General features: G+C 68.1%; 28 protein-coding genes. 11 read left to right on the top strand and 17 right to left on the bottom strand.

What is annotated here, in order from left to right:
- Window positions 1–104: 104 nt before the first annotated feature.
- Window positions 105–1,094 carry a GlxA family transcriptional regulator gene (locus NLI01S_RS12115; protein ID WP_067603842.1) on the top strand — a complete coding sequence of 330 codons (990 nt, stop codon included), beginning with the start codon at window positions 105–107 and terminating at the stop codon, window positions 1,092–1,094.
- A gap of 81 nt (window positions 1,095–1,175) precedes the next feature.
- Window positions 1,176–2,093 (top strand): DUF2332 domain-containing protein, encoded by a 918-nt coding sequence (locus NLI01S_RS12110; protein WP_067603840.1) that lies wholly within the window; start codon window positions 1,176–1,178, stop codon window positions 2,091–2,093.
- 60 nt (window positions 2,094–2,153) lie between these two features.
- Here the strand turns inward: NLI01S_RS12110 and NLI01S_RS12105 are convergent, their stop codons facing one another.
- Together NLI01S_RS12105 and NLI01S_RS12100 are read right to left on the bottom strand one after the other, a co-directional pair.
- Window positions 2,154–3,140, bottom strand: a complete 987-nt coding sequence (locus NLI01S_RS12105) for an adenosine deaminase (RefSeq protein ID WP_067603744.1) — start codon at window positions 3,138–3,140, stop codon at window positions 2,154–2,156.
- A gap of 162 nt (window positions 3,141–3,302) precedes the next feature.
- A complete protein-coding gene (locus NLI01S_RS12100; RefSeq protein ID WP_067603742.1) occupies window positions 3,303–3,605 on the bottom strand; it encodes an SHOCT domain-containing protein in 303 nt (100 codons plus the stop codon).
- 135 nt (window positions 3,606–3,740) lie between these two features.
- Here NLI01S_RS12100 and NLI01S_RS26595 point away from each other — a divergent pair, with 135 nt between their 5' ends.
- Together NLI01S_RS26595 and NLI01S_RS12090 are read left to right on the top strand one after the other, a co-directional pair.
- Entirely contained in the window at window positions 3,741–4,934 is a 1,194-nt protein-coding gene (locus NLI01S_RS26595) for a sensor histidine kinase (RefSeq protein WP_263363312.1), read from the top strand.
- A complete protein-coding gene (locus NLI01S_RS12090; protein WP_067603740.1) occupies window positions 4,934–5,587 on the top strand; it encodes a response regulator in 654 nt (217 codons plus the stop codon). The genes NLI01S_RS26595 and NLI01S_RS12090 overlap by 1 nt, the downstream gene beginning before the upstream one ends.
- A gap of 30 nt (window positions 5,588–5,617) precedes the next feature.
- Here the strand turns inward: NLI01S_RS12090 and pip are convergent, their stop codons facing one another.
- The 6 genes from pip to NLI01S_RS26010 form a co-directional block, all read right to left on the bottom strand.
- Complete coding sequence (gene pip / locus NLI01S_RS12085; RefSeq protein ID WP_067603739.1) at window positions 5,618–6,568, bottom strand: prolyl aminopeptidase; 951 nt, start codon at window positions 6,566–6,568, stop codon at window positions 5,618–5,620.
- 400 nt (window positions 6,569–6,968) lie between these two features.
- Entirely contained in the window at window positions 6,969–7,103 is a 135-nt protein-coding gene (locus NLI01S_RS26590; protein WP_263363310.1) for a hypothetical protein, read from the bottom strand.
- A 100-nt stretch (window positions 7,104–7,203) separates the two neighbouring features.
- Entirely contained in the window at window positions 7,204–7,962 is a 759-nt protein-coding gene (locus tag NLI01S_RS12075; RefSeq protein WP_067603736.1) for an SAM-dependent methyltransferase, read from the bottom strand.
- A gap of 840 nt (window positions 7,963–8,802) precedes the next feature.
- Complete coding sequence (locus NLI01S_RS12070; RefSeq protein ID WP_067603734.1) at window positions 8,803–9,858, bottom strand: DUF6924 domain-containing protein; 1,056 nt, start codon at window positions 9,856–9,858, stop codon at window positions 8,803–8,805.
- 500 nt (window positions 9,859–10,358) lie between these two features.
- A complete protein-coding gene (locus NLI01S_RS12065; RefSeq protein WP_067603732.1) occupies window positions 10,359–10,901 on the bottom strand; it encodes a GNAT family N-acetyltransferase in 543 nt (180 codons plus the stop codon).
- Window positions 10,902–10,977: 76 nt separating this feature from the next.
- Window positions 10,978–11,121, bottom strand: a complete 144-nt coding sequence (locus tag NLI01S_RS26010) for a hypothetical protein (RefSeq protein ID WP_190318447.1) — start codon at window positions 11,119–11,121, stop codon at window positions 10,978–10,980.
- Here NLI01S_RS26010 and NLI01S_RS12055 point away from each other — a divergent pair.
- Both NLI01S_RS12055 and NLI01S_RS26740 read left to right on the top strand, forming a co-directional pair.
- Window positions 11,098–11,418 carry a tyrosine-type recombinase/integrase gene (locus NLI01S_RS12055; protein WP_084392521.1) on the top strand — a complete coding sequence of 107 codons (321 nt, stop codon included), beginning with the start codon at window positions 11,098–11,100 and terminating at the stop codon, window positions 11,416–11,418. The genes NLI01S_RS26010 and NLI01S_RS12055 overlap by 24 nt on opposite strands.
- A 555-nt stretch (window positions 11,419–11,973) precedes the next feature.
- Window positions 11,974–12,237 (top strand): TIGR02391 family protein, encoded by a 264-nt coding sequence (locus NLI01S_RS26740; protein ID WP_223809215.1) that lies wholly within the window; start codon window positions 11,974–11,976, stop codon window positions 12,235–12,237.
- 148 nt (window positions 12,238–12,385) lie between these two features.
- Here the strand turns inward: NLI01S_RS26740 and NLI01S_RS12050 are convergent, their stop codons facing one another.
- Window positions 12,386–12,760 carry a MerR family transcriptional regulator gene (locus tag NLI01S_RS12050; RefSeq protein ID WP_067603728.1) on the bottom strand — a complete coding sequence of 125 codons (375 nt, stop codon included), beginning with the start codon at window positions 12,758–12,760 and terminating at the stop codon, window positions 12,386–12,388.
- Between the two features lie 61 nt (window positions 12,761–12,821).
- Between NLI01S_RS12050 and NLI01S_RS12045 the strand changes: the two genes are divergently transcribed.
- Entirely contained in the window at window positions 12,822–13,925 is a 1,104-nt protein-coding gene (locus NLI01S_RS12045) for an oxidoreductase (RefSeq protein ID WP_067603834.1), read from the top strand.
- Window positions 13,926–14,014: 89 nt separating this feature from the next.
- Here NLI01S_RS12045 and NLI01S_RS12040 read toward each other — a convergent pair whose 3' ends face one another.
- Window positions 14,015–14,791, bottom strand: a complete 777-nt coding sequence (locus NLI01S_RS12040; RefSeq protein WP_067603726.1) for a tyrosine-protein phosphatase — start codon at window positions 14,789–14,791, stop codon at window positions 14,015–14,017.
- 336 nt (window positions 14,792–15,127) lie between these two features.
- Window positions 15,128–15,613, bottom strand: coding sequence for a MarR family winged helix-turn-helix transcriptional regulator (locus NLI01S_RS12035; protein ID WP_067603724.1), 486 nt, complete (start codon window positions 15,611–15,613; stop codon window positions 15,128–15,130).
- A gap of 59 nt (window positions 15,614–15,672) precedes the next feature.
- Between NLI01S_RS12035 and NLI01S_RS12030 the strand changes: the two genes are divergently transcribed.
- Window positions 15,673–17,277 carry an FUSC family protein gene (locus NLI01S_RS12030; protein ID WP_223809211.1) on the top strand — a complete coding sequence of 535 codons (1,605 nt, stop codon included), beginning with the start codon at window positions 15,673–15,675 and terminating at the stop codon, window positions 17,275–17,277.
- Between the two features lie 116 nt (window positions 17,278–17,393).
- Here NLI01S_RS12030 and NLI01S_RS12025 read toward each other — a convergent pair whose 3' ends face one another.
- The 4 genes from NLI01S_RS12025 to NLI01S_RS26355 form a co-directional block, all read right to left on the bottom strand.
- Window positions 17,394–18,248 (bottom strand): aminoglycoside phosphotransferase family protein, encoded by an 855-nt coding sequence (locus NLI01S_RS12025; protein WP_223809210.1) that lies wholly within the window; start codon window positions 18,246–18,248, stop codon window positions 17,394–17,396.
- Between the two features lie 14 nt (window positions 18,249–18,262).
- Entirely contained in the window at window positions 18,263–18,778 is a 516-nt protein-coding gene (locus NLI01S_RS12020) for a GNAT family N-acetyltransferase (RefSeq protein WP_067603718.1), read from the bottom strand.
- Window positions 18,779–18,865: 87 nt separating this feature from the next.
- Window positions 18,866–19,576 (bottom strand): class I SAM-dependent methyltransferase, encoded by a 711-nt coding sequence (locus NLI01S_RS12015; protein ID WP_223809209.1) that lies wholly within the window; start codon window positions 19,574–19,576, stop codon window positions 18,866–18,868.
- Between the two features lie 149 nt (window positions 19,577–19,725).
- Entirely contained in the window at window positions 19,726–20,163 is a 438-nt protein-coding gene (locus NLI01S_RS26355; protein ID WP_084392518.1) for a helix-turn-helix domain-containing protein, read from the bottom strand.
- 138 nt (window positions 20,164–20,301) lie between these two features.
- On the opposite strand from NLI01S_RS26355, the gene NLI01S_RS12010 reads away from it, so the two are divergent.
- On the top strand, window positions 20,302–20,520 hold the full coding sequence (locus NLI01S_RS12010) for an SbtR family transcriptional regulator (protein ID WP_157091017.1): 219 nt from the start codon (window positions 20,302–20,304) through the stop codon (window positions 20,518–20,520).
- Between the two features lie 142 nt (window positions 20,521–20,662).
- Here the strand turns inward: NLI01S_RS12010 and NLI01S_RS12005 are convergent, their stop codons facing one another.
- The gene (locus tag NLI01S_RS12005) at window positions 20,663–21,670 is read right to left on the bottom strand and encodes a helix-turn-helix domain-containing protein (RefSeq protein ID WP_067603712.1); all 1,008 of its coding nucleotides are present in this window, start codon (window positions 21,668–21,670) and stop codon (window positions 20,663–20,665) included.
- A 174-nt stretch (window positions 21,671–21,844) separates the two neighbouring features.
- On the opposite strand from NLI01S_RS12005, the gene NLI01S_RS12000 reads away from it, so the two are divergent.
- Entirely contained in the window at window positions 21,845–22,258 is a 414-nt protein-coding gene (locus tag NLI01S_RS12000) for a GNAT family N-acetyltransferase (protein WP_223809208.1), read from the top strand.
- Between the two features lie 273 nt (window positions 22,259–22,531).
- Window positions 22,532–23,071, top strand: a complete 540-nt coding sequence (locus NLI01S_RS11995; protein WP_067603708.1) for an MOSC domain-containing protein — start codon at window positions 22,532–22,534, stop codon at window positions 23,069–23,071.
- Between the two features lie 180 nt (window positions 23,072–23,251).
- Here the strand turns inward: NLI01S_RS11995 and NLI01S_RS11990 are convergent, their stop codons facing one another.
- On the bottom strand, window positions 23,252–24,109 hold the full coding sequence (locus tag NLI01S_RS11990) for a hypothetical protein (protein WP_067603706.1): 858 nt from the start codon (window positions 24,107–24,109) through the stop codon (window positions 23,252–23,254).
- Window positions 24,110–24,557 lie beyond the last annotated feature (448 nt).

Here is a 24,557-nt window from a genome sequence, read left to right as displayed (position 1 = left end):
AGGGTGGGGTGGTCGAGAAGGGGGTGAGGTGGCGCGCGGGTGTGTCCGGATGGTTGGGGTGGGTGACCTTGTGGTCGTTTTCGAGGTGCGGTGGGGTGGTGCGTATGGGAAACGGTGTGTGGCACGAGGTGGTCATCGTGCTTTTCGATGGGATGCAGAGCTTGGACGCGACGGGGCCGTTGGAGGTGTTCGCGGGGGCGGCGCGGGCGCCGGGGGCGCGGTATCGGGTGCGGACCGTCTCGGTGGGCGGCAAGACGGTGGTGTGTTCGTCCGGTTTGGGGTTGGTGCCCTCGATGGCGGTGGAGGAGGTGGGGCGGGTGGACACGTTGGTGGTGCCCGGTGGGGAGGGTGCTCATGATCCGGATGCGTTGTTGGTGGGTGTGGTGCGGGAGTTGGCGGGGCGGGCCGCTCGGGTGACGTCGGTGTGTTCGGGGGCGTTCGTCTTGGCGCGTGCGGGGTTGTTGGAGGGGTTGCGGGTGACCACGCACTGGCGGCACTGTGCCCGGCTGGCCGCTGAGTTTCCGGGGTTGGTGGTGGAAGAGGACGCGGTGTTCGTGCGGTCGGGGCGGGTGTGGACGTCGGCGGGGGTGACTTCGGGGATCGATTTGGCGTTGGCGGTGGTGGAGGAGGATCTGGGGCGGGCGGTGGCTTTGGAGCTGGCGCGGACGTTGGTGGTTTTTCTGGTGCGTCCGGGTGGGCAGTCGCAGTTTTCGACCCAGTTGGCGGTGCAGGTGGCCGAGCGGGTGGAGGTGCGGCAGGTGCGGTATCTGGTGGATGCCGATCCGGGGGCGGATTGGTCGGTGGCCAAGATGGCGGCTCGGGCGGGGTTGTCGGTGCGGCAGTTCTCGCGGGTCTTCACCGCTGGGGTGGGGTGTGGTCCGGGTCGGTACGTGGAGCGGGTGCGTTTGGAGTGGGCACGGCGGCGGTTGGAGGAGGGGTCGACGTCGGTGGAGGAGATCGCGCGGGGGTGTGGGTTCGGTACGGGTGAGGCGTTGCGTAAGGCTTTCGTGCGGCGTCTTGGATGTTCGCCTTCGCGGTATCGGGAGCGGTTCTGGTCGGGGGCGGTCGAAGACGTGAATGGGGGTGCGGGTTAGGGTGCGCGGCGTCGGGTGAGTCTTGGTGGAAGCGGGTGTGCGGTGCGGGGCGCGGAGCGGGTGGCTCGGGTGTGGGCGCACATGGCGGTCAACTTCGAGCAGGGTGATTCGCCTGGTTATGCGGAGATCGCGCGTGGGGTGGCCTGGGACGCGGAGTTGGTGGCAGCGGTGTCGTCGCTGCCGGAGGGCAAGTGGCAACCGAACCTGTGGTTGGGGGCGGTGCGTTACCTGGGTGGGCCGGTGAGCTCTTTCGCGGCGTGGCGGGCGTTCGTGATGGAGCACTGGGAGAGGGTGGTGCGGGTGGTGCTGGAGCGTTCGACCCAGACCAACGAGGTGGGGCGGTGCGCCACCCTGTTGCCGGTGTTGGCGCAACTACCGGGGCCGTTGGCGTTGATCGAGGTGGGGGCGTCGGCGGGGTTGTGTCTGTACCCGGACCGGTACCGGTATTCCTTCGATGGGGCGCCGCCGTTGGGTGCGGGGCCCGGGCCGGTGTTGGAGTGCGTCACCGAGGGTGGGGTTCCTGTTCCGGATCGGTTGCCGCAGGTGGTCTGGCGTGGGGGGATCGACCTGAATCCGTTGGATGCGGGGGATGAGGGTGATGTGGGGTGGTTGGAGGCGTTGATCTGGCCGGGTGGGCAGGAGGCGGGGCGTTTGGAGCGGTTGCGGGGTGCGGCGGGGGTGGTGGCGGCCGATCCGCCGGTGATGGTGGCGGGGGATTTGTTGGAGGGGTTGCCCGCTCTGGTGGCGCGGGCGCCGGAGGGGGCCACGGTGGTGGTGTTGCACAGTGCGGTGTTGGCGTATCTGGGGCGTGAGGAGCGGGAGGAGTTCGCGTCGTTGGTGGGTGGGTTGGGTGTGCGGTGGGTGAGTAACGAGGGGTGGCGGGTCTTCGCGGAGTGGGAGGGTGCGCGGCCGGCGCAGGAGGGCCTTTTCACGTTGGCGTTGGATGGGCGTGTGGTGGGTCATGCGGGTGAGCATGGTCGGCGTTTGGTGTGGGTGTGAGGTGATGGGCCGGGGGCTCCACACGTGCGTGTGGAGCCCCCGGCCTTTTTGTGGTGTGGGTCAGTCGAAGTGGTAGGCGTCGACCTCGGCGATGAGGGCCTCGCGGCGTTGGGGGGTGAGGAAGGAGGCGGTGAAGGAGTTGCGGGCCAGGGTGCGTAGGTCTTCGTTGGTCAGGTTCAGGTGTTGTTGGATGCCCAGATAGTTGTCGTGGACGTAGCCGCCGAAGTAGGAGGGGTCGTCGGAGTTGACGGTGACCAGGAGGCCGGCGTCCATCAGGGCGGGTAGGGGGTGCACGTCCAGGGTGGGTACGGCGCGCAGGCGCACGTTGGAGAAGGGGCACACGGTCAGGGGTGTGCGGGTGGTGGCCAGGTGGGTGAGGAGGGCGGGGTCGTCCAGGGCGCGGATGCCGTGGTCGATGCGTTCGGCGCCCAGGTGGTTCAGGGCCTGCCAGATGTAGTCGGCGGGGCCTTCTTCGCCGGCGTGGGCGACGCGGCGCAGGCCCAGGTCGGCGGCGGCTTGGAAGACTTCGGTGAATTTGGTGGGCGGGTGGCCGATCTCGGCGGAGTCCAGGCCTACGCCGGTGATGTGGTGTAGGTGGGGGCGGGCGGCTTGGAGGGTGTCCATGGCTTCGGTGGCGGGGCGGTCGCGAAGGAAGCACAGGATGAGTTCGGTGGAGATGTCGTGGCGGGTGTGGGCTTGGTCCAGGGCCGAGACCAGGCCTTGGATGACGGTGCCTAGGGGGATGCCGCGGTTGGTGTGGGCTTGGGGGTCGAAGAAGATCTCGGCGTGGCGTACGCCTTGGGTGGCGGCGCGGTCCAGGTAGGCGGTGGCCAGGTCGTGGAAGTCCTGTTGGGTGCGTAGGACGTCCATGAGTCGGTAGTACAGGTCGAGGAAGGATTGCAGGTCGGTGAAGTCGTAGGCGGTGCGTAGGTGGTCGACGTCGGTGTAGGGCAGGGTGATGTTGTTGCGCCTGGCGAGGTGGAAGGCGAGTTCGGGTTCGAGGGTGCCTTCGATGTGCAGGTGGAGTTCGGCTTTGGGGATGGCCATGTGAGCCCGCGATCCTTGTGGTGTGTTTGTCAGGGTTTTGGTCATTGTGGCTGATAGTGGGGTGTGCCTGGGCCGGGTGGGGGAGCGGCGTGGGACACACCCCCGCGACGAAGAGGTGGGGCGCCCCCGTGGTGGGGGCGCCCCTTGCTCGTGTGTTGTGGGTCAGTGTTTGTCGTCGTTGTGGCCGGGTGTCCAGTTCAGGGCGCTGGCGCGTTCCATGAACTCCTCGACGGTGATGTCGCCCTTGGCGAAGCGTTCGGCCAGGACGGTGCGGGCTGTTTCCTCCGGGCGTGGGGTGCGCGGGTGGGCCCAGGGCGGGGTGTGGCCCTTGCGGCGGGCGATGGTGAAGACCAGGGCGCCCAGGATGAGCAGGGTGAGCACACAGAACATGAGGACTCCCGGAACGAAGGGTGGTGGCCCGCCCTGCCAGTGCGGGGCGGCGGCGATGAGTGTTGCGGCGTTCATGGGCACCACCTTGGGTGGTGGGGTCTGTCGCGCGCATCGGTCTGGGGGCGGCTGTGTTCCTACGTTGGTGGGCGTAGGTGAAGATGCGTCCGCCGCACCAGGCGTGAGGAGGGGGTGGGTGTTTAGGGTCGGGGTGTGGCAGAACGTGTGAGCAGGGGCGCCGTGGTCGTGGATGTGGCCTTGGGTGTGGTGCTGGGGGCGTTGGTGTTGGTGTGGTCCCGGGGGTCTTTGGCCTGGGATCGGGCCGGGGGTGGTGTGGGGGGACCGCCTTGGGGTCGGCAAGGCCCCGGGTGGGAGCAGGTGGAGCAGGTGGCCTTGCCCTGGGGTGTGTGGGCGGGGGTGGTGGTGTTGGTGGTGGCGGTGGCGGTGCGACGGTTGTGGCCGGGGCCCGCGGTGGCGGTGGCCGGGGTGGGTGCGGCGCTGGTGATGGCCGCCGGTGTGGGGATGGGGCCGGGGGTGCTGATGTGCGCCCTGGTGGTGTTCTCGGCGGGGCTTCGTTTGCCGCCGGGGGTGTTCTTGGGTTGGGCGGGGCCGGTGGTGGTGGGTGCGGCTCTGTTCTCGCAGGTGGGGCGGCCCTGGTGGGGGTGGGGCGATGGTTCGGCGCCGGCGGCGGTGGTGTTCGCGTTGGGGTCGATGGCGGTACCGGCCGGGGCGGGGGTGTTCGCCAGGGCGCGGCGGGCCGGGCGTGAGCGTGAACGCTCCCAGGAGTTGGCGCGTTCGCGTTATGAGGAGCGGTTGACGATCGCGCGGGAGGTGCACGATGTGGTCGGGCACAGCCTGTCGGTGATCAGTATGCAGGCGTCGGTGGCGTTGCATGTGGTGGATCGGCGCCCTGAGCAGGCTCCGGTGGCGTTGGCGGCCATTCGTGATGCGAGCCGGGAGGCGTTGGAGGAGTTGCGTGGCACGTTGGCGGTGTTTCGGGATGGGGGTGGGGCGGGTCGGGGGCCGGTGGCCGGGTTGGATCGGGTGGAGGGGTTGGCCGAGTCGGTGCGCCGGGCCGGGCATCGGGTGGAGGTGGTCTGGGAGGGTGAGCGGACCTGGCCGGGTTCGGGGGTGGAGGTGGCGGCGTTTCGGATCGTGCAGGAGGCGTTGACCAATGTGGTGCGCCACGCGCCTGGTGCGGGTGTGGTGGTGCGCGTCGGGTGCGGGGTGGATCGGGTGGTGGTGGAGGTGGTCGATGAGGGATCTGGTGGGGTGGTCGTTGAGGGGATGGGGATCGCTGGGATGCGTGAGCGGGCTCGGGCGGTGCGGGGAACGGTGTCGGTGGGGGTGGCCGAGGGTGGTGGTGTGCGGGTGCGGGCGGATCTTCCGGTGCGGGGGAGGCGGTGATGGTTCGGGTGGTGGTGGCCGATGACCAGGCGTTGGTGCGGATGGGGTTGCGGGTGCTGTTGGAGGCCGAGTCCGACATGGAGTTGGTGGGTGAGGCCGCCGATGGGGTGCGGGCGGTGGAGTTGGTACGTGAGTTGCGTCCCGATGTGGTGTTGATGGACGTGCGTATGCCGCGGCTGGACGGGTTGGCGGCGTTGCGGATCATCGGCGCTGACCCGGATCTGGTGGCGACCCGGGTGGTGGTGCTGACCACCTTCGAGTTGGACGAGTACGTGTTCGAGGCGTTGCGGGGCGGCGCCAGCGGGTTTTTGATCAAGGATGGGGAGCCGGAGGAGATGTTGGCGGCGGTGCGGGTGGCCGCCAGGGGGGAGGCGTTGTTGTCGCCCTCGGTCACACGGCGGGTGGTGGCCGCCTTCACCGAACGTGGGGGCGGGGTGGGCGGGGTGGTCCCCGACGTTGGGGTGTTGACCGAACGTGAACGTGAGGTGGTGGGGTTGGTGGGTGAGGGGTTGAGTAACGAGGAGATCGCGCAACGGCTGGTGGTCTCCCCCGCCACCGCCCGCACTCATGTGTCCAGGGCGATGGTCAAGCTGGGGGCCAGGGATCGGGCCCAGTTGGTGGTGTTCGCCTTCCGGGCCGGGCTGGCGCGCTGACCCGCGCCCGGGTGTGGTGGGGCTGTGGTGTCACAGGGTGCGGAAGTGATCCATGGCCTGGGCGACGATCTGTCCCAGGCCGGCGACGTTGGTGGTGTGGGCGGCCTCTTCGACGATGTGCAGCTTCGCGGCCGGCCAGTGTGCGGCCAGGTCGTGGGCGGTGTCGGCGGGTCCGCTGATGTCCAGGCGGCCGTGGGCCAGGACCGCGGGCAGGTGGGCGATGCGCTCCACACCGTTCAGGAGCTGTCGGGGGGTGAGGAAGCAGTCGTTGGCCCAGTAGTGGGTGACCAGGCGGGCGAAGGTGGCGCGAAAGGTCGGGTCGTGGAAGCGGGGGTGGGGTGTGTGGCCGGGGGCGGTGGCCACGTGGGTGTCCTCCCACTTGCACCAGGCTCGGGCGGCCTTGAACCGGACTTGCGGGTCGGGGTCGGCCAGAAGGCGTGCGTAGGCGGCCGGGAGGTGGTGGGGGTCGGCGTCTGGGCCCGCGGCCGCGCGGAAGCGTTCCCATTGGTGGGGGAAGACACGGCGCATGGTGTGGGTGATCCAGGTGATCTCATCGCGGGTGCCGGTGGTGATGGCGAACAGCACCAGGGCGCGCACGACCTGGGGGTGGGTTTGGGCGTAGGCCAGGGCCAGGGTGGATCCCCAGGAGGCGCCCAGTAGGTGCCAGCGGTCGATGTTCAGGTGGGTGCGCAGGGCTTCGAAGTCGTCGATGAGGTGGGCGGTGGTGTTGGTGGTCAGGTCGGTGGTGGGGTCTGCGGCGTTGGGTGTGCTGTGTCCGCTGCCGCGTTGGTCGAGCAGGATGAGTCGGTAGTGGTGGGGGTCGGTGAAGCAGGACCATTTGTGGGAGGCGCCGGAGCCGGGGCCGCCGTGGATGGCCAGGACGGGTACTCCGTGGGGGTTGCCGGTTTCTTGCCAGAACAGGTGGTGGCCGCCGGGGCGGGGGAGGTGGCCGTTGGTGTGGGGTGTGGTGGTGGGGTGCACGTGGGGGGTCCTTTCGGGGCTGGGTGGGTGTGGTGGTGGGGTGGCCGGTCCGTTCTTGTCGTTCTGGTCGGAGTATCACTTGTGCGGGTGGGCCTCGCCGTGTTCTGGGGGTGGGATCCGCCAGGTGCCCGGGGTTGAGGAACATCGGAACAGGATCCGGCGCTAAGCATGTCGCCCCTGCTCATACCTTCTGTGGGCGTGCCCGTTGAATTCCTTACCGATGAACAGGCGGCCCGCTACGGCCGCTACATCGAACCGCCCTCGCGCACGCAGCTGGACCGGTTCTTCTTCCTCGACGACGCCGGCTGGGAGCTGATCGCCCCCATGCCCGCTGACGCAGGGGTCGAGGAACGTCCGAACAGGATCCGGCGCTTAGCGCGGGTCTTCGTTCCGATGTTCCTCACCCCCCGGCACGTCGCTCTCGGTGCCTGCGCGCCTCGATGCCGGTGCCCTTGAGCGCGGTGGCCACGTCGGCGTCGAAGTCCTCAGGTTTGACCTGGTCGACCAAGGCCAGCAGGAAGCAAGGAATAGTCAAAACCTGTGGATCGGCGTGTCGTGCGACTTGCCTTTCTGACTTCTTATCGGATCACTCGACGAGCTGGCCGCCGTAACGTTGGCAGCAACGTGAACGCCGATCAGTCGCGCGCGCCAGCGGCCGCGGCGTCGTGCAGGACGAAGGTGGCGAACCCTAGCTCGCGTCGGGCGCCGCTCAGCCAGGCGTCGCGATTCTCACGTGCAGCGGCGAATGCCTGGTCACGATCCTCGATCGTCGAGGCCTCCCGCACGGCCCAGTCGACGAGCGACCCGGTCCAGCTGAACTGGTAGTCGTCCCACTCGGCCAACGTGCTGACGTGCCCGTACGACGGCTCCAACCCGTGCTCATGGATGGCTCGCACGAGGCCGGCGAGGTCGGGATAGGCGTCGGCGGAAACCTCAAGCGCTGCCAGCGCAGAAGCCGACGGGGCGCCCTCCCAGATGCTGTCGCCAATGAGCGCTTGGCCACCGGGGCGTAGGTGCCGCCGGACAGCGCCCAGCATGTCCTCCAGCCGGCCGAAGGCGTGGCTCGCACCGACGCACAGCACCACGTCGAAGACCCCGTCGTTCCAGGTGGCGGCATCCATCTCGATCCAGTGCACCCGGTCGCTCAGTTTCCGCTCGTTGGCACGCCGCGCGGCAGTGGTTGGGAGCATGTGGTCGATCCCTACGCCAGTGATTCCGGGGTGGGCGAGCAGCAGCTCTTGCAGCCACTCGCCCTCGCCGCACCCGAGGTCAACGGCGCGGGCACCGTCGCTTGGGCTCAGCCAGCCGACCAGTTCGCGTAACCGCTCGGGCGCCACCGGCGCCGCGATCGGATGGCGCAGGTGGGCAATGTCGAAGATCTCAGAGCGCTCCATCTCAGCGACGCTACAGTAGGATTCAGCCGAGGCTGAGACGCCCCAGAGCGAGGAGCGTGGTTCCCGCCGCACCGGCAGCGGGCGTGGTAGCGGCGCCACTTGGAGTCCAGGGCCGCGTAGACCAGCCGGTCGCCGTAGTGCTTGGTATCGCGCGTGAATCCAGACCCCCGGCGACCTCGCCGGGCGGGCGCCGAGCCTGCACCTGCCCGCCCAGCAGACGAGGCGCGGGCAGGTGCTGACGCAGCGCCGTCGGCTCGAACTCGTGCGCAAGGTCCTCAACAGCGACTATCCCGCCCGGTTGCAGATGGCGGCCTGCCTGATGCTGCTCTACGCGCAACCGGCCAGCTGAATCGTCCGCCTCACCCTCGACGACATCACCCGTGACACCGACGGGGAGGTCGTCATCCGTCTGGGCGAGCCGCCCACACCCGTCCCCGAACCGTTCGATGAGCTGTTCCTCCAGGCCAAGGAAGAGAGGACCAGTTCGGCCACGGGCACCGACCTTGACAGCCGCTGGCTCTTCCCCGGCCGCCGGGCCGGGCAGCCCATCACCCAGCGGACGCTGGCCAACCACATCCGCGACCTCGGCATCCCGGCGCAGGCCGCACGAACCGCGGCCCTGCGACAACGCGTCCTCCAGGCACCCGCCCCCGTCATCGCCCGCTCGCTGGGTTTCCATAACGTGACCACCACCCGGATCGCCGCAGACGCGGGTGGCCCCTGGAGCCGTTACGCCCCTGACCACGACTCTCCGTGATCACTCAGCAGGAGCCCGGTCTCGAATAGGCGCTACTCGGATACGCGAGCATGCCAGTCTCAACCCCCATACCGGTGACCCGATCACCAGCCCCGCACGGATCGCATCTCCTTCTCCGTGATGACCGCCGGCCCGTCCGGCAAGTGATTCATCCAGTCCTCGATGCCCGTGTTGGCGAGAAAGAGGTTGACCGCCATGCTCCCCACATTCTCCACGGACAGACGGAAGGACCACCCGACGTCGTCCTCCAGGGGCACGGCCAGGACGCTGCGGTCGGAGTCGCCCATGGACGCTCGGTCGGCGATCACCACCACGTCCGTGCCCCCATTCTCTTCGTCCTCGTTCTGGCGGACGATCGCCATCACCTGCTCAGGCGTGGCCCCCGCGAAAGCCGGATCGTCCACGATCTGCACGCAGCTCTGGTGGTCCTCGGGGGTCTCGATCCAGGGGTCGGGACGGTCCGCGTCCGCCACGAGCGCGGCCCAGGCGTGGTCGTCGCTGAAGTCGGTGCGCACGAGCAGCCCCCAGTCGTTCTGGGTGATCACGGGCAGGGGTGCGGCGGGCGGCTGGTAGAGGGGCGGGGACGCCGCGGTCTCCAGGACATCGCCCATCGGCTCGGGCAAGCTGTCCACCCAGTCCTCGTAGGACTCGCCGGGGTCGAGTTCGATCTCGGCGGCACCGCTCTTCGCGTGGTGATCCAGGGTGTGCTCGATGCTGGGGCGGTGTACAACCAGGTAGGTCATGGCCGCCTGACGGGGCGTGACGCGGAAACGGTAGAGCTCATCGTCGCTGGGCCGGAAGGCCATGAGCGGGCGCAGGTCGGAATCGCGGGTGGTGCCGCGGTCGGCGATCAGCACCAGGTCGGGAACCCAGGCACCCGTGCCGTCCAGGGCCTGGGCCACCTCTGCGGGGTCGGCGCCCCGCCAAGCGGGGTCCTGGACCACGAGCAGACGCCGGGTCATGGGCCCCTGAGCCAGGGGCAGGGGCTGTCCGGAGGTGTGGGCGACCATACCGGGCAGTTCGCCCATACGGGCGAGCACGTCGTTCCAGGCGTGGTCGTCGCAGTCGCCGCGAACCAGCAGGGCGCCGGGCACGCGCCCGGTCTCACCGTCGGGCAGCGGGGGCAGGGTGGGGTACATCAGGGGGGCCTCTTCACGGGGGCGGTACAGGTCCGTTCCGTTGTACCGGGCGACCCCGACAAACCGGCGGGGCCGGCCGTGGGGGCATCGACGAAGGTCCGCATTCTCCGCCCCGGACAGCACGAAGCCCCCGCCCCGGGACAGGTGTCCTGGGGCGGGGTTCCAAAAAACGGTGCGTTGGGGGTCTACCGCCACGTCCTGGAGCGGTCCTCCTCAACCCGGGGGTTGAGGAGGACCGGAACGAAAACCCGTGCTATGGGCTCACCGGGTTACTCGTCGGCGGGGCGGCTGCTGACCGCGGCTTCGATGTCGGCAGTGATGGGCAGGGTGTAGCGGCGGGTGGTCTCGGGGGTCGAGACTGGCGGGAGTCGTCGACCAAGTGTTCTGTATTCTCCGTAGCTCCTACTGATCTAGGCACCGTGCGTCATGGTTGCCGAAGACGAAAAGGACTGGGTTGCACTCGCCTGCGTGTGCTTTGTCGCGGAGGTCCGCTGTCAGGACTATGGGGCTTGCGATCCCTGTGAGCCTGGGGATGTCAGTGCCAGGTGGAACCGGGTGTAGTTAGGGAAATCCGCTACAGGAGTGAATCCGAGTCGGCGCAGCAAGGCGATGCTGGAGTCGTTGCCGTGGGTGACGCCGGCGAACATGTCCGTGGCGCCCAGGACAGTGGAGGAACTCTCGATGAGCGCGGTGCAAGCTGCGCTTGCCCGTCCTTGCCCGGTGGCGGTTTGGGCGAGCCAGTAGCCCAGGCTGTAGTGGGGTGGAGCGACGGCGATGATGCTGGCCTGGCCCACCAAGGTGTCGTGTAGCCGTATGCCGTAGGCGCGCTCCTTCTTGCCGGGGTGGGCCAGTGCCTGCTCGATCTCCCCTGCGGGTGCCCTGACCTGGTCGGTGAAATCTCCATGGCGGGTCAGATGAGTGCGGTTGGCTCGCAGAAGAGCCTGGTAGTCGACCGAGTCAGCGGGGGTGAGCACGCGCAGGGACACCCTGGGAATCCGAGTGGGCAGCGTTTTCGGTAGGGCGTCGAGGGAGAGGTGAACCATGGCGGTCACGGTAGACAGACCAGGGCTCCCAGACCACGGAATATCGCGTTGACCCCGCACGTCTGCTGGTGGGTGCTCATCCGCTGGGGGCGTAGCGGTTCCAGGTCCCGCTGGCCTCGGCAACGACTCGGGTGGTGGTCTTGGTGTGGAACCCCAGTGCCTGGGCGATGACCGGTGCGGGGGCCTGGAGCACGAGTTGACGCAGTGCGGAGGTGCGCACCGCTGTTCCGGGGATACCGATAACCGGCGTGGCGGACGGCTGACCGACCGGGCGGTGAACCTGCTCCTGGACCAGCTCGCCGCCGACGCCGACCTGGTCGGCGAGAACGGCCGCCCCGCGCTGTCGGCACACGTCCTGCGTCACACTTTCGGCACCAACCTGACCCGCAGCAGGGTGGACGTGGTGACCGTGGCCCAGCTCATGGGCCACAAGAGGTTGGAGACCACCCGCCGCTACACCCTTCCCACCCAGGCCGACATGGAAGCCGCCGTGGCCCACCTGCCCACTGACGAGTGATCACCGCCTTGAGGGCATTTCTTCCACCTTTCCACTGAGCAGCCGCCAAGATGGCCCCCATGGCGAGCATCCGGCACCCCATGTGGCAGAACTCCGCGGTTGAATCGGTCTGCGCAGTCCTGGCCGGCACGGATCATCCGGGCCTGTCCGGCTCGGAGATCACCACGCTTCTGAGCGTGTCACGGGTTTCCGACGTGGACCCCAGCACGAGCAAGAGGAAGCGGCTCTGGGCGGCATTGATGACCCAGCAACAACGGGACCAGGCTGCGAACTGCATCATCAAGTTCATCACCGAAGCCATGGCTCCAGGGCGCTACGTCCAGAACCGTGCTCGCTTCGAAGCACTCAAAGACGCGCTCAACGAACCACTGGCGTTGATGGGGCTGCGCGTCAATGAGGTGGGGAAGCCGGCGCGCGGGGCCAGAGCGGCCAACTTTGACGAGGTCGCCAGGTTGGCAGGTCGGCTCCAGAGCGAACTCCGGCGCCGTGGGGTCCATCCCCAGGTGATCAAGTACTGCGAGGAGGAGATCCTGCGCCAGAAGGAGACAGCCTCCCCTGGTCCGCATCAACGACTTCGTCACCGAAAGCAAGATCAGCGAGCACAAGGGGTTCGCCAACCTCCTCAAGGGCGTATTCGGTGCCTTCCGCAACCCGCCGGCGCACACCCCTCGGGCCACCGCAGGATGGCGCATCCCCGAACCGGACGCCCTTGACCTGTTCTCCACCCTGTCGTTCATGCACCGACGCCTTGACGCAGCCACCGTCATCCGCCTCGCCTCACAGGTCATTCCTGCTGCTGACCAAGGGCGAAACACTTAGCGCCGGATCCTGTTCCGATGTTCCTCAACCCCGGTGCCGGTGGGGGTGACCTATGGGCCGGAGCGGTATCTGGTGCGGGTGTTCACCTTCGCCTCCCGTTGCAAGGTGCGTGACGTGGCCGCTCGCCCGGGGTGCGGGTGTGGGTGTTTCAGGTGTGGTCGGTGGGGGAGCCTTGGGCGGAGGCGATGACCTCGTCCAACAGTTCTCGGGAACGTTGCAGGTCGGCGATCATGTGGTCGATGCGTTCGCGCTCCACCCTCAGTTCTCGCACCAGGTGGTGGTCGGCGGTGGTGGAGGGTGCGCCGTCGGCGTCGCGCATGCACGGCAGCAATGTCGCGATTTTGGAGCTGCATAGTCCGGCCGCGTACAACTCTTGGATGCGCACCACCCGGTCCAGGGCGGTTTCGGTGTATTCGCGGTGCCCGCCGGGGGTGCGCTGGGAGGTCAACAGGTTCTGTTGTTCGTAGTAGCGCAGTGACCTGGGGCTCACCCCGCTGCGTCGGGCCAGTTCACCGATGCCCATGAGGCACCTCACATTTCGCCGCATTGAATCTGACATTGATGTCAACTCCTACGGTATGGGCATGAGCACCCAGAACGCCGCATCCGCGCTGTTGAGTCCCGCCCGCTTGGCCGATATCGACCTGCCCAACCGTTTGGTCATCGCGCCCATGACCCGTAACCGTGCCGAGCCCTCGGGTGCCGCGAGCGAGCTCATGGCCCGGTATTACGCCCAGCGGGCCTCGGCCGGCCTCATCATCGCCGAGGCCTCCACCCCCAGTGCGGTCGGGCGCACCTACCCTGGCATCGCCGCTTTGTACGAGGATGAGCACACCCGGGGCTGGCGCCGGGTCAACCGGTGTGTGGGTGCCGCGGGTGGGCGCATGTTCGCCCAGATTCAGCACGGTGGGCGGGTCGGGCACCCCGATACCAGTGGTCTCATCCCGTTGGCGCCCTCGCCCATCGCGCTGCCCGAGCCCATCCACACCCCCAACGGTCGCCGACCGGCCGTGAGGCCCCGGCAGATGGGTCAGGGCGATATCGACGCCACCATCGCCGACTTCGCCGCCGCGGCCCGCCGGGCGGTGGCGGCCGGGTTCGCGGGGGTGGAGGTCCACGCCGCCAACGGTTATCTGCTGCACCAGTTCCTGGCCCCCAACACCAACCGGCGCACCGACGTCCACGGTGGCACCCCCGCCGCGCGGATGCGGTTGGTTCTGGAGGTGGTGGACGCCGTCATCGCTCAGATCGGCCCCGATCGTGTGGGGGTGCGTATCTCTCCGGGTAACACCACCAACGGCATCATCGAATCCGCTCGGGACGTGGAGGACCTCTACCCGGAGTTGATCTCGCGTTTGGATGAGCGGGGTCCGGTCTATTTGCATGTGGCCTTCGCCGACCCCGACAGTGGGCTTTGGAAGCGGATCCGTGCGAGTTGGTCGCGCACCCTGATCGGTAATCCGGTGTTGCCCGTCGAAGGGATCCCTGAGGATGGTGGTCGGGTCGCGGGTGAGCGCATGCTCGAGGCCGGGGCCGATCTGGTGGCGTTGGGTCGGCCCTTCCTGGCCAACCCCGACCTGGTCGAGCGCATCCGGATCGGTGCCCCCGTCAATGCGGTGCGGGAGAAGTATTTGATGTATGTGGGAGGGGCCACCGGTTACACCGATTACCCGACCTTGGCCGGGTGAAGCGTGAACATCGGCGGGGTGGGCCGAGTACGCCGGAAAAGAGCTTCGGGGGTTTTGGGTGTGTACCCCTTCAGAGTCAGGGATTCGTTTCAGTCCAGGAGTCGGGCCCGGATTCGGGTGAGGTCTTCGTGGGTGACCCCTGCCTTCAGTAGGTAGGCCCGCGCGTTCAGGTCCTTGAGGATGTCGAGGACGCTGTCGCGTAGCGTCAGTCCGTGGTCGGCCATCAAGGACTTGATCACCGGCCCCTGGTCGTCCTGGCCCATCGCGGCGAAGAGAGGTGTGAGTGCGGGGGTGGAGAGTTCGTAGTCATCGGCTATCGCCTCAGCCTCGACCTGTGCCAGGTGGAGCAGCAGCAGGGTGACCAGTCCGGTGCGGTCGCGGCCGGCTCCGCAGTGGAACAGGACGCCGCCGGTACCGGCCTGTGCCAGAGCGGTGATCGCCGCGGCGCATCGTTGGGCCTGGCGGGCCAGGAAGGGGCGGAAGTAGAGCGGGCTCCCGTTCAGCCGCTTACGGTTGATGTCCTTCCAGAACTCGACGTCTTGGACGTGGTCCAAGGGCACCTCCAGGCGCCTCGTCTCGGGCGGGAGGGGTGTTTGGGTCGTGACCGCGGGGAAGGCGGCGGACCCGCTCTGGCTTGTGGGGCCTTGGTCTTGGGTCGGTCGGATCTCGTCGGGGTTGCGCAGGTCCACGACGGTGCGCACGTTGGCGTCGTGGGCGGCCTGCCACCCCTTGGCGGTGACGAAACGCAGGTCAGCGGATCTGATGAAGGCTCCGTGGCGGGTGGTGCGGCCGTGGCGGGTGGGGAGGCCGCCGAGGTCACGGGTGTTGAAGAACCCTTCCCAGGTGATGTGTCTGTTCTTGTTCATCAACGTCAGGGATACCTTTCCCGCCGGAAGAAGAAAAGTTCCTTGGTCGCTTTCCGGTCGATTCACCGGTTCGTTGATGGTCGGGTCACCGGAGCCGCATCATCGAACCGGAGCGGTGAGGGGGCGGGTAGGACGGCCAGGGTCGAGGGCGAAAGCCAGAGCCGTTCGGTACCGGCACGAACCACACCGGATCGCAGCACCATTCGAAAACTGCGGGTTGCTCTACCTCTTGGCCTGCGCGAACCCGAGCCCATTGCCGCTTTCTGGGGTACTTGGTCCATCCCCTACCGGGCCGGTGTGGGTTCTTGTGCCGGGCGGGGGCCTGCGGTGCGGGGGTCAGGTGCTGTCGATGGGGGTGAGCACACGGGCCAGCAGGGCGGCCAGGTGGGTGCGCTCGTCCTGGTTCAGTGGGGCGAGCAGGTCGGTGTCGATGCCCAGTTGGCGGGCGAAGAGGGTGTCGGCGAGGGTTCGACCTTCGGGGGTCAGGCGCACCAGGGTTTCGCGGCGGTCGCGTTCGATGCGGGTGCGGGTGAGCAGTCCGGCTTCTTCGAGGCGTTGGAGGCGTTTGGTGGTGGCTGCGCCCGAGGAGATGGTCTCGCGGGTCAGGTGGCGCGGGCGCAGGCCGGTGGGGGAGCGGCGTAGGGCGGCCAGGATCTCGAACTCGGGTCGGGAGACGCCGGTGTCGGTGAGGGCGTCGTCGGTGCGGTTGTTGGCCAGGGCGGCCAGGCGGCGGACGCGGCCGATGGCTTCCATGCCGGTCAGGTCCATGTCGGGGTGGAGGTGGGACCAGTGTTCTCGGAAGCGGGCCACGGCGTCGCTCATGGTGAGGTGTCTTTCACTGGGTGGCGTACGGGTTGGATCCACCCTATAATAATTTACTTGTGAACTACTTTTCTTCTTTTTGGGGGCGGTCGAGCACCCTCTTCGACTCCAGGGGCGCCCTCTCGCCCCGCCGCGTGCGCGGCAACGTCATCGTCACCGCCGCCCGAGTGGGCCTGTGTCTGCTGGCGGTGTTGATCACCCTGCACCTGGCCCAACGCATGGACCTGGCCCCCTACGCCGCCATGGGTTGCTTCACCGCCCTGTACGCACGCGATGACACCTACCGTCGCCGCGCACCGATCCTGGCCCTGGTGGCCGTCGGGCTGACCCTGGCGGTGGGCGCCGGCGCGCTGGTCTCGGCCCTTTCGACCTCCATGGTGGGACCCATCGTGGTGGTGGCCCTGGTGGCGGCCGCGGCCAAGTACACCTCCGACACCGTCGACCTGGGCGCCCCGGCCGGGCTGATGTTCGTCTTCGCCGCCGGAGTGGCCGCCTACGCCCCCCAGACCCTGGCCGGTGTGCCGGTCAACACGCTGACCATCGCCGCCTCCAGCGCCCTGTGCTGGGTGATGGCCATGGTGGGGGTGTTCTTCCACCCCCGTGCCGGCCACCGCCTGGTCGTGGCCCGGGCCCTGCACGCGGTCGCCGACCACCTGCACGCCCCCGACCCCGCACGAGGTCAGGGCGCCCAAGCGGCCCTGCATCGGGCCCACCGGCTGTTGGGCACCACCCCGCGCACCGACACCGTGCTGGCCCTTGAGTTGATGATCGCCCGCGCCCACACCCTGCTGGTCGCCGGCGGGGACCGGGTGTCGCGGGGGCGCCGGGCCGCCGAACTACGCGAGCTGGCCCGGCGCGTGCGCACTCGTCGCCACCTGGACCCGCTGGTCACCGACGAGGAACTGTGCACCTTCAGTGCCCACGCCGACCAGATCCGGCTGGTGCGACACGCTGCGCCCGGACCGCGCCCGCGCGTGCTCTGGGCGCTGCGCGTGGCGCTGGCCTCCCTGGCCGCCGGCGTGTTGGCCTGGTCCTTGGGCATGGGTCACGGCTACTGGGCGACCGTTTCGGCGGCCTCGGTGTTGCAGGCCACCAGCGTCACCGTCACTTGGCACCGCACCCTGCAACGAGCCCTGGGCACCGTGGCCGGGACGGTCGCGGCCGCCGCACTGTTCGCGGTGGTGGACACCTCCTCGGTGTGGACGCTGATCGCGGTGGTGGTGCTGTGCCAGGTGGGCGCGGAGTTGTTGGTGACCACCAACTACGCGTACGCGATCGTGTGCGTGACCCCGTTGACGTTGGCGCTGTCGGCGTTGGCAGACCCCGGGGCGGGAGCCTCGGACCTGGTGGGTGAGCGGTTGGCCGCCACCGTGTTGGGAGCGGTGGTGGGCGTGGTGGTGCCCCTGCTGGTGCGTGACAGGTCGCTGAACGAGCGCCTGGAATGGGCGCTGGCCGAATGTGAACGCGCGTGCGTGGCCGCCGAGAAGGCGGGGATGCGGGTCGGGGCGCGCCACCGGTTGGTGGAGGCCCACACCCGGGCGCGCGAGGCGTTGGCGGTGGCCGCTGGTGAGGTCGGTGGGCCGGATTCGCTGGAGCGCGCCGAGGCGGTGTGCGCCCGCGCCCGGGCGCTGTTGGACAAGGACCGCTCCCACGCGAGGGTGTGAGAGGGAGGGTGGGGCCGGTGTGGGTGGGGCACATCCGCGCATGTGCCCTGTCCCCGGGCCCGGGGGGAAGTGGTCCTTGCCAGGGGATCATGGGGGTGCACGCCGACGCTGTCGCTTTAGGTGGGGGCCCAGTGGGGGTGGGTGCTCAACAGGCGCATCAGGGCGAGCAGGCGGGATGCGGGCGGGGCGCTCCAGTGGCGCCGGCCCGGTCGGGGGCGGGGCCGGCTCAGTCGGGCCAGGGCCCAGGTCAGGTGGTGCAACAGGACTCGGGAACGCCAGGCGTGTTCTGTTTCGGGTGGGTGGGGGTAGCCGACCAAAACCTCGGGCAGCCAATGGGGTGGGAGTTTGGCGAAGTCCACCGCGGCCTCGGCCACAGCCGCCTCCCCCAGGTCCACGATCCCCGACAGGGCGCCGTCGGGGGTGGCGAGCAGGTTGGTGGGAGACAGATCGCCGTGGATCAACACCGACCCAGGGGCGGGGTGGGCGTCGTTCAGGCGGTGCAGCAGGTCCTGGCACCAGGCGGTGGTGTCGGTGTCGAGCATGCCGGTGTGGTGCAGGTGTTGGAGTAGATCGGTCGGATCGGTGGACTCGGTCTGTTGTGGTGGAGTGCGAAGGTTCGCGGTGGGCAGGTGGTGCAGGCGTCCCATCCTTGTGCCCAGCTCTCGCAGCAGAGCGGGTGTGGGGGTGCGGGTGGCCAGGTCGGTGCCGGGCAGGCGAGTCTGTAGCAGGTAGGGCACGGGGGTGGTGGCGTATTCGACCAGGGCCGGGGTGCCCACCCGGGCGGTGTGGGCCAGGGGCAGGAGTTCGGCCTCCTTGGCCAGGTCCCGGGCGTGTTCGTGCAGGCGGGGAATGCGCAGGACCAGATCGGAGCCCAGTGCCAGGACGTGGTTGGCCTCCCCCACCGGCAGGGTTCGGATGCGGTGGTGGGTGATGCGGTGGCGGGCGGCCACCGCGCGCACGAGTTCTTCCACTTGTGGGCGGGTACTCATCGGCGTGCTCGGGCGGGGGCATGATCCAGGGCGCGGTACATGATGTGCAATCCCACGTGGCCTTGGGTCGGGTGGCGAAACCCTCGCTCCAAGGTGCCCACCACAGCGAAGCCCAGTGACTCGTACAGCCCGACCGCACGGGTGTTGGTCGCCACCACCGCGTTGAACTGCATCGCGGTGCAACCGCTTCGGTGTGCCCAATCCAGGGTGTACTCGCACAGAGCACGGCCCACACCGCGGCCACGGTGGGCGGGGTCGACCATGTAGCTGGCACTGGCGATGTGGTCGGCGTTGCCCATGTGGTTGCGGTTCATCTTCGCGGTACCCAGGACCGTGCCGTGTTCGTCCAGAGCGACCACCGTGTGGTCGGGTTCGGGCAACAACCACCCCTGGCGGGCCTGGCCCTGGTCCATGTCGGTGGGGTAGGTGAAGGTCTCACCCGCGGCGGTGATGGGTTGGAAGAAGGCCCAGATGGCCGGCCAGTCCGCGTCGGTGGCTTCTGTGATCCGCATGGGATGAGCATGTCGGGTGGGCGGTGGGATCGCCATGGATTTTCCGGCGAGGGCGGGGCCGATCCGCAGGTGCGGTCCGGAGCGGGGTCAGTCCTTGTGCAGGACGAAGAACAGGAAGCTCAGGAAGGAGGTGCGTCCCTGCAACTGAGCGGGGATGAGTTCTGCGGGGGTGTGGGGGGAGAAGGGCGGTTCGCTGATGCGGGTGATGCGAAAACCGGCCTGGGTGAAGGCGTCGGTCATCGCGTGCAGGGGCCGGTGCCAGTAGGTGAGGGTGGTGGGCCGTCCGTCGAAGGTGTGGGTTTGCGACCACTGGGCGGTGGCGAAGTAGTCGGCCTCGGGGTCGATCATCTTGTGGATGATGGGGTGGTTGACCGAGGCGATGAGACGCCCGCCCGGCCTGAGCATGCGGTGGAGTTCGGTCAGGGCACCGCTCCAGTCCTGGAGGTAGTGCAGGACCAGGGAGCAGACCACGTCGTCGAAGGCGCCGGCGTCGAAGGGGAGAGGGCCGCCCAGGTCGGCCACGTGCAGTTCGGTGCCCGGCCCCAGGCGTTGGCGGGCCAGTTCGATCATCTTGGTGCTGGCGTCGAAGCCGGCCACGGTGGCGCCTTGGTCGCGTAGGGCCGCGGACAGGGGCCCGGATCCGCAGCCGGCGTCCAGGATGTGTTTGCCCCGCACGTTTCCTGCGAGGTCGATCATGGCCGGGCGTTCGTAGTGGCCGTTGGTGAGGTTGTTCTCGTTGTCGATGGAGTAGGCGTGGGCGAAGTCGTCGTAGTCGTTCACCGCGTTTTGGGTGGGCAAGCCCGGTCCCTTCAAAGTCGGGAGGAAACATCCCCGCCCACCCTTCCCGACCATCGAAGACCGGAAAAAGGCGGAGGGGTCCTCTGATTCGGCCCCATGCCCGGGTCGGGTGTGAGGAGCGTATTAGACCATGAGGTTGATGGTGAGGGTCAAGTTGTTGCCTTCGCCGGAACAGGCAAAGGCTCTCCAAGCGATCCTGCACGCCTGTAATGATGCCGCCGACCGCGCCTGCCGCATCGCTCAAGCCACCGGAGTTCGCGACAAGTACACCCTGCAAAGGGGCCGTCCACCACGATCTGGAAACCGGGTTCGGGTCGTCGGCGCAGCCGACCGTGCGGGTGCTGGGCAAGGTCGCGGATGCCTACACCACTCGACAGGGGCGGTCCAGGATCTGCTTGGAGAGGGGAGGCGAGCTTGTGCATCAGGTCGGCTCGGGCGATGGCGTCGATGGTGTACAGGCGATGGCCTGCGCTGTTGTGGCCGGCGGGTGAAATGAGTCCTTCGTTGGAGTAGAAGCGCACGGCGCTGACGCTGAGGCCGCAGCCGTGGGCGGCGTCTGCGATGGGGTGGAGTCGGTCGTCGTTCATGGGCCCCTGTGGCGGTTGAAGCCACTTGAGTCGCAACCCGTTCGCTTTTCGGTTCTAGGTGGGCAGGTTCTGTCGTGTCCAGGTGGCGAAGGAGGTGAGGGGGCTCCCCAGGTCCGTGGCGTAGTGGGGGCGTGCGGGTTGGCGGCGGTGCTGGTCTACGACGGTGCCGCCTCGCGCTCGGTGCACGAGAACAGCTGTTCGGCCGCGCTGGAAGAGGCTGGCGGACCTTTGCTCGACCGTGCCGTCCGAAGCGGTCAGGTGAGGGCGACCGTCACCGTCCACGACCTGGTCGCGCTGGCCGTGGGTGTCCCCCTGGCCACGGAGGGCCATTCCGACCCGGGTGAGCGGGCCCGGTGACTGTTCGAGATCGTGGTGGAGGGGATCAGCCCGAACCCCGGCCCACCGCACGCGTGAGCGTGTTCGCCGCCGGCAGGCCGGGCGGCCGATGCCCCGCTGCCGGCGCGTCACCGGGAGCGCATCGGGCGCGTGGGCGGGTCCCTCAGGTGTGGTCGGTCGGGGCGCGCATGGCCTCGGCGATCCAGTCGTAGGGCGTTGTGTCCACCTCGGGTGCGGTCCCGTTGACCGCGGCCACCAGGGACAGGTATCTGCCGTGGGTCGTGTCATAGACGGGACCTTCGGAGGCGGCGTCCTCCTCGGCGACCTGGAGCTTGATATCGGGGATCTGCCGGTAGGCGTCGGCCAGACGGTTACGGATGTGATGGGTCAGGGGGGTGTTGGACACCCCGGCGGCCGCCTCCATGAAGCGGGTGATGGTCTTTTGTGCCCAGGGGGAGCGGGGAGACTCACCGGCGCGGTGTGCGGCCAGGACCTCCTCGAAGAGCCCGACCCCGCTCTCGTACATGAAGTCCTGGAAGGATGGGCTCGCGATGTCCCGGCCCACGTCCGTGGAGTAGGTCTGGTGCAGGTAGGTGCGGACCTCGTCGCGAAAGGCCGGGTCCCGAACCAGGTCGGCCAGTTCGATCCATGCCTGGAGCTGAGCGGCCGTGGGGTCGGCGGGCAGGACCGGCCGCATCGTGCGCAGACGGTCGAGGAAACCATCGGGGACGTCGAGGCCCTCGCCGATGTCGTTCCAGAAGTCGTCGATGACCTGCTCGCGTTCCTCGTCGCTCATCGAGACGAGTTTGTGCATCAGGTCGGCCTGCGCGGTCGTGGCTCCCTGCTTGATGAGGGTCCGCAGCACCGCCCTCCTGGCTCGTAGGGTGCGTTCTTGGCGCTCGACGATGGCCAGGTGGGTGGTGAGCAGCTCGTGCAGGGTCGTGCCGCCTTCGAGCAGACGGCGGATCTCGTTCAGGTCGGTGTCCAACTCGCGCAGGGTGCGCACCAGTTCCAGGCGGGCGATGGTGTCGACGTCGTACAGGCGGTGCCCGGCCTGCGACAGGTATGCGGGCTCGACGATTCCGGCGTCGGCGTAGAAGCGCACGGCGCTGACGCTCAGGCCGCTGCGGCGGGCGGCGTCTCCGATGGGGTAGGGCTGTTGGTCGTTCATGGGGTAACTGTGCTCTCTCAAGCCACTTGAGATGCAAGGCCTCGGGGAGAAGAGGGGCGGCCGTGGGATTCGGCCAGGGCCCTGCTGCGTCGGGGGTCGGGGGTGGGGTGGTTTACTCGGCCTGTGAGTAGGAGTGTCGCCCTGAGCAGGGTGGGCCCGAGTGATGCCCGGGCGTTGGCCGATTTCCTGAAGGTCGTCGATCTGACCCTGAGCGGTTTGGATGCACCGACCGTGCGCCTTTGGGTCGAGCGTGGTGATGAGGGGGAGGTCGTCGCGAGCACCGGCTATGAGATCAGTGCCGATCGTGAGCACGCGCTCATCAGGAGTGTGGCGGTCGATCCCTCACTGCGCTCGGCGGGCAGGGGAGGCGATCTCGCCCGGTTCGCGTTCGAGCGGGCCGCGGAGGAGGGCGCGTGCACGGCGTGGCTCTTCAGTCGTCGCTCTGGACCGTTCTGGCGGGGCTTGGGTTGCGTACCGGCGGACAGGTACGAGCTCGCGAACGTCTTGGGTGAGACCTGTCAGGTTCGGTTGTTCAAGGAAACAGGACAGTTGGACCGCGAAGTGGCATGGTCTCGTCCGCTGACATAGTCGAGTGTGGGGGCCTTCGGTGGTCTTGAAGATGTCGAATCGAGTAAGCCGGAAGGGGAGGACGAGTGCGCCCGGGTCGGCGCTGTTGCTCCGGCCCACCGCCATATTCGTTCCCGTTGACAGGTACCCCGGAGAGCAGAGCGGAACGGGCGTGTTCCTCGGTGGGTGCCGTGAGTCGACCCGGCCGGATCGGGCTGGGGCGGGTGATGAGCGGTCGGTGCGGGGTGTCTAGGCTGAGGGGCCCGTTGGAACACATGCCAGAGGAGTGTGGCCATGGCCCCCGTCGTGGAGTCGGTCGGTAGCAGCCCCGAGCACACCTTCGGTAAACCCGTTCGGACACGAATCCGTCTTCTGGCCGGGTTGGGGGTGCAGGGCGACGCACACCTGGGCAGGACCGTCAAACATCGATCACGAGTTGCGGTCGACCCCACCCGCCCCAACTTGCGCCAGGTGCACCTGATCCACGTCGAACTCCTGGAGGAGGTCGCCCTGGCCGGGTTCTATGTCGCGCCCGGGCAGATGGGCGAGAACATCACCACTCGCGGGCTCGACCTGCTGGGACTGTCCCGGGGTACCGTGCTCGGGTTCGGGACGGCGCGGGTGGAGATCACCGGGTTGCGCAATCCGTGCGCGCAGATCAACGGGTTCTCGCCGGGTCTGCTCAAACAGATGGTGTACCGGGACGATCAGGGTGTGCTGGTGCTTCGGGCCGGGGTGATGGGTGTGGTGCTGCAGGGGGGCGTCGTCGAGCCCGGGATGACGGTGGGGGTGCGCGAACCGGAGGGAGCGCACGTGCCCCTGGAACGGGTCTGACACGGGTACGGTCCCACAACGTCGGTATCTGGTTGAGGACTCACCCCTTGCTGTGCCCGCCTGTGCCAGGCGCGAAGATTTGTCAGGGGCGCGCACCGTGCTGTCTCAAGCCACTTGGGATGCAATCCTCCGAGGGGTTGTGGTCCTCGGGTTCGGTGCCGAGGTCGGGGCCCGGTGCGCTCAGGGGCGGGGGCTGCGGTATCGCCAGAACCTGGAGTCGTCCTCTTGTTCGTGCGGGTCGTGGTCGCGGGTCAGGGTCCGCCCTATCAGCACGGTCTGGGTGAAGCAGAGCATCATGCCGAGGAAACAGCCGATCATGCCGGTGGCCACCAGCAGAAAGAATCTTTCTTGGGCGGGGTGGTAGTCGGTGGAGGTTTCGGTGTTGTTCAAGAACAGGTAGCTGCGCACGATGCCGGACGCGAGGACCAGGCCGCAGATCGGTAGGGTCGCGACCATGGTCCGCCGAAACGCTGCCGAGCGGTACCGGACCAGCACGTCGGGCCGGTACGTGAGCAGGGCCTGGACGATCATTTGGCCATTGGTGGTGTGGCCGTCGATGCTGATCTTGGCTCCGTCGGTGAACCGGACCAGGCAACGATATTCCTGGCCCAGGAGCCGGCTGAGGCGCTGGGAGATGGCGAGTGGTTCTTCGTCCATGGTGCTGGTGGAGTTGACCCGTAGGAGCCAGATCTCCTCCCAGGTCCAGCTTTGTGCGCCCTTGGGTGTGTGGCGCGCGAGTCCGTGGTCGTAGAGCAGGAAGGTCTCTTCCTTGCCGCTTTGTAGTTTCCTGGTCAATTGCCCTACGGCGATGGGCAGGGGGAGGATCAGGGTGGTGAGTACGCTGGCGAAGATCCAGTCGAAACCGAAATAGTCTTCGTAGATGAAGATGGGGTGGGCGAGCATCAGGCTCAGCAGGATGGCACCGCCGAGTGCTATCGCGAGCGCGATGCCGCCGGTGTTCCGGTAACGGTGGACTTGGACCGGGTGGGTGCTGCGCAAAGGGCCGAGTCGATCATCGATCGGGTCGGGGGTGAGCACTGTGTCTCCTTCTGTGCCGGGAGTGGGGCGCAGATCGCACGGGTCGGCGGATTTGCTCGCCCACACAACGTGCTCGTACGAACACACGCATTCTGGCAGGCGGTCGCCTCGCATCGGAGTTGTGCGAGTGATCCGTCCCCTCTGAGAGCCTTCGTGCCTCCATGCGCTCCCATGGAGGCTTTTTCCATGCTCATGAGGTGAGCGGCCCCGCCTTGTGGGCCGTCGCGGCCTTCCCAAGGCCGGACCTGGGGGTGGGCTTGATGTTCGTCGGTGGAGCGAACCCTGTTGGTACAGCGGTGGGTGTATCCATCGCGTTTTCGCTGCTCTGAGTCTTGCGCTGAATAACGTTGGCGGACCCCTGTGGGGTGGCGGGTGGGCTCTGAGACCCCCTGAGGCCCTGACTTCCTAGAACATTGACTTATCGGGGGTCAGGATTCGAGGCTTTCCG

It is taken from the genome of Nocardiopsis listeri NBRC 13360, from assembly GCF_001570765.1.
Classification (GTDB): domain Bacteria; phylum Actinomycetota; class Actinomycetes; order Streptosporangiales; family Streptosporangiaceae; genus Nocardiopsis; species Nocardiopsis listeri.
This window is presented reverse-complemented; position numbering and strand designations above follow the sequence as displayed.

Bases quoted from the DNA above. Each gene is read 5' to 3' on its own strand.
- NLI01S_RS12115 (WP_067603842.1), top strand. From the start codon at position 105: ATGGGAAACGGTGTGTGGCACGAGGTGGTCATCGTGCTTTTCGATGGG.
- NLI01S_RS12110 (WP_067603840.1), top strand. From the start codon at position 1,176: ATGGCGGTCAACTTCGAGCAGGGTGATTCGCCTGGTTATGCGGAGATC.
- NLI01S_RS12105 (WP_067603744.1), bottom strand. From the start codon at position 3,140: ATGGCCATCCCCAAAGCCGAACTCCACCTGCACATCGAAGGCACCCTC.
- NLI01S_RS12100 (WP_067603742.1), bottom strand. From the start codon at position 3,605: ATGAACGCCGCAACACTCATCGCCGCCGCCCCGCACTGGCAGGGCGGG.
- NLI01S_RS12090 (WP_067603740.1), top strand. From the start codon at position 4,934: ATGGTTCGGGTGGTGGTGGCCGATGACCAGGCGTTGGTGCGGATGGGG.
- NLI01S_RS12075 (WP_067603736.1), bottom strand. From the start codon at position 7,962: ATGGAGCGCTCTGAGATCTTCGACATTGCCCACCTGCGCCATCCGATC.
- NLI01S_RS12070 (WP_067603734.1), bottom strand. From the start codon at position 9,858: ATGTACCCCACCCTGCCCCCGCTGCCCGACGGTGAGACCGGGCGCGTG.
- NLI01S_RS12065 (WP_067603732.1), bottom strand. From the start codon at position 10,901: ATGGTTCACCTCTCCCTCGACGCCCTACCGAAAACGCTGCCCACTCGG.
- NLI01S_RS12050 (WP_067603728.1), bottom strand. From the start codon at position 12,760: ATGGGCATCGGTGAACTGGCCCGACGCAGCGGGGTGAGCCCCAGGTCA.
- NLI01S_RS12045 (WP_067603834.1), top strand. From the start codon at position 12,822: ATGAGCACCCAGAACGCCGCATCCGCGCTGTTGAGTCCCGCCCGCTTG.
- NLI01S_RS12040 (WP_067603726.1), bottom strand. From the start codon at position 14,791: ATGAACAAGAACAGACACATCACCTGGGAAGGGTTCTTCAACACCCGT.
- NLI01S_RS12035 (WP_067603724.1), bottom strand. From the start codon at position 15,613: ATGAGCGACGCCGTGGCCCGCTTCCGAGAACACTGGTCCCACCTCCAC.
- NLI01S_RS12020 (WP_067603718.1), bottom strand. From the start codon at position 18,778: ATGCGGATCACAGAAGCCACCGACGCGGACTGGCCGGCCATCTGGGCC.
- NLI01S_RS26355 (WP_084392518.1), bottom strand. From the start codon at position 20,163: ATGAACGACGACCGACTCCACCCCATCGCAGACGCCGCCCACGGCTGC.
- NLI01S_RS12005 (WP_067603712.1), bottom strand. From the start codon at position 21,670: ATGAACGACCAACAGCCCTACCCCATCGGAGACGCCGCCCGCCGCAGC.
- NLI01S_RS11995 (WP_067603708.1), top strand. From the start codon at position 22,532: ATGGCCCCCGTCGTGGAGTCGGTCGGTAGCAGCCCCGAGCACACCTTC.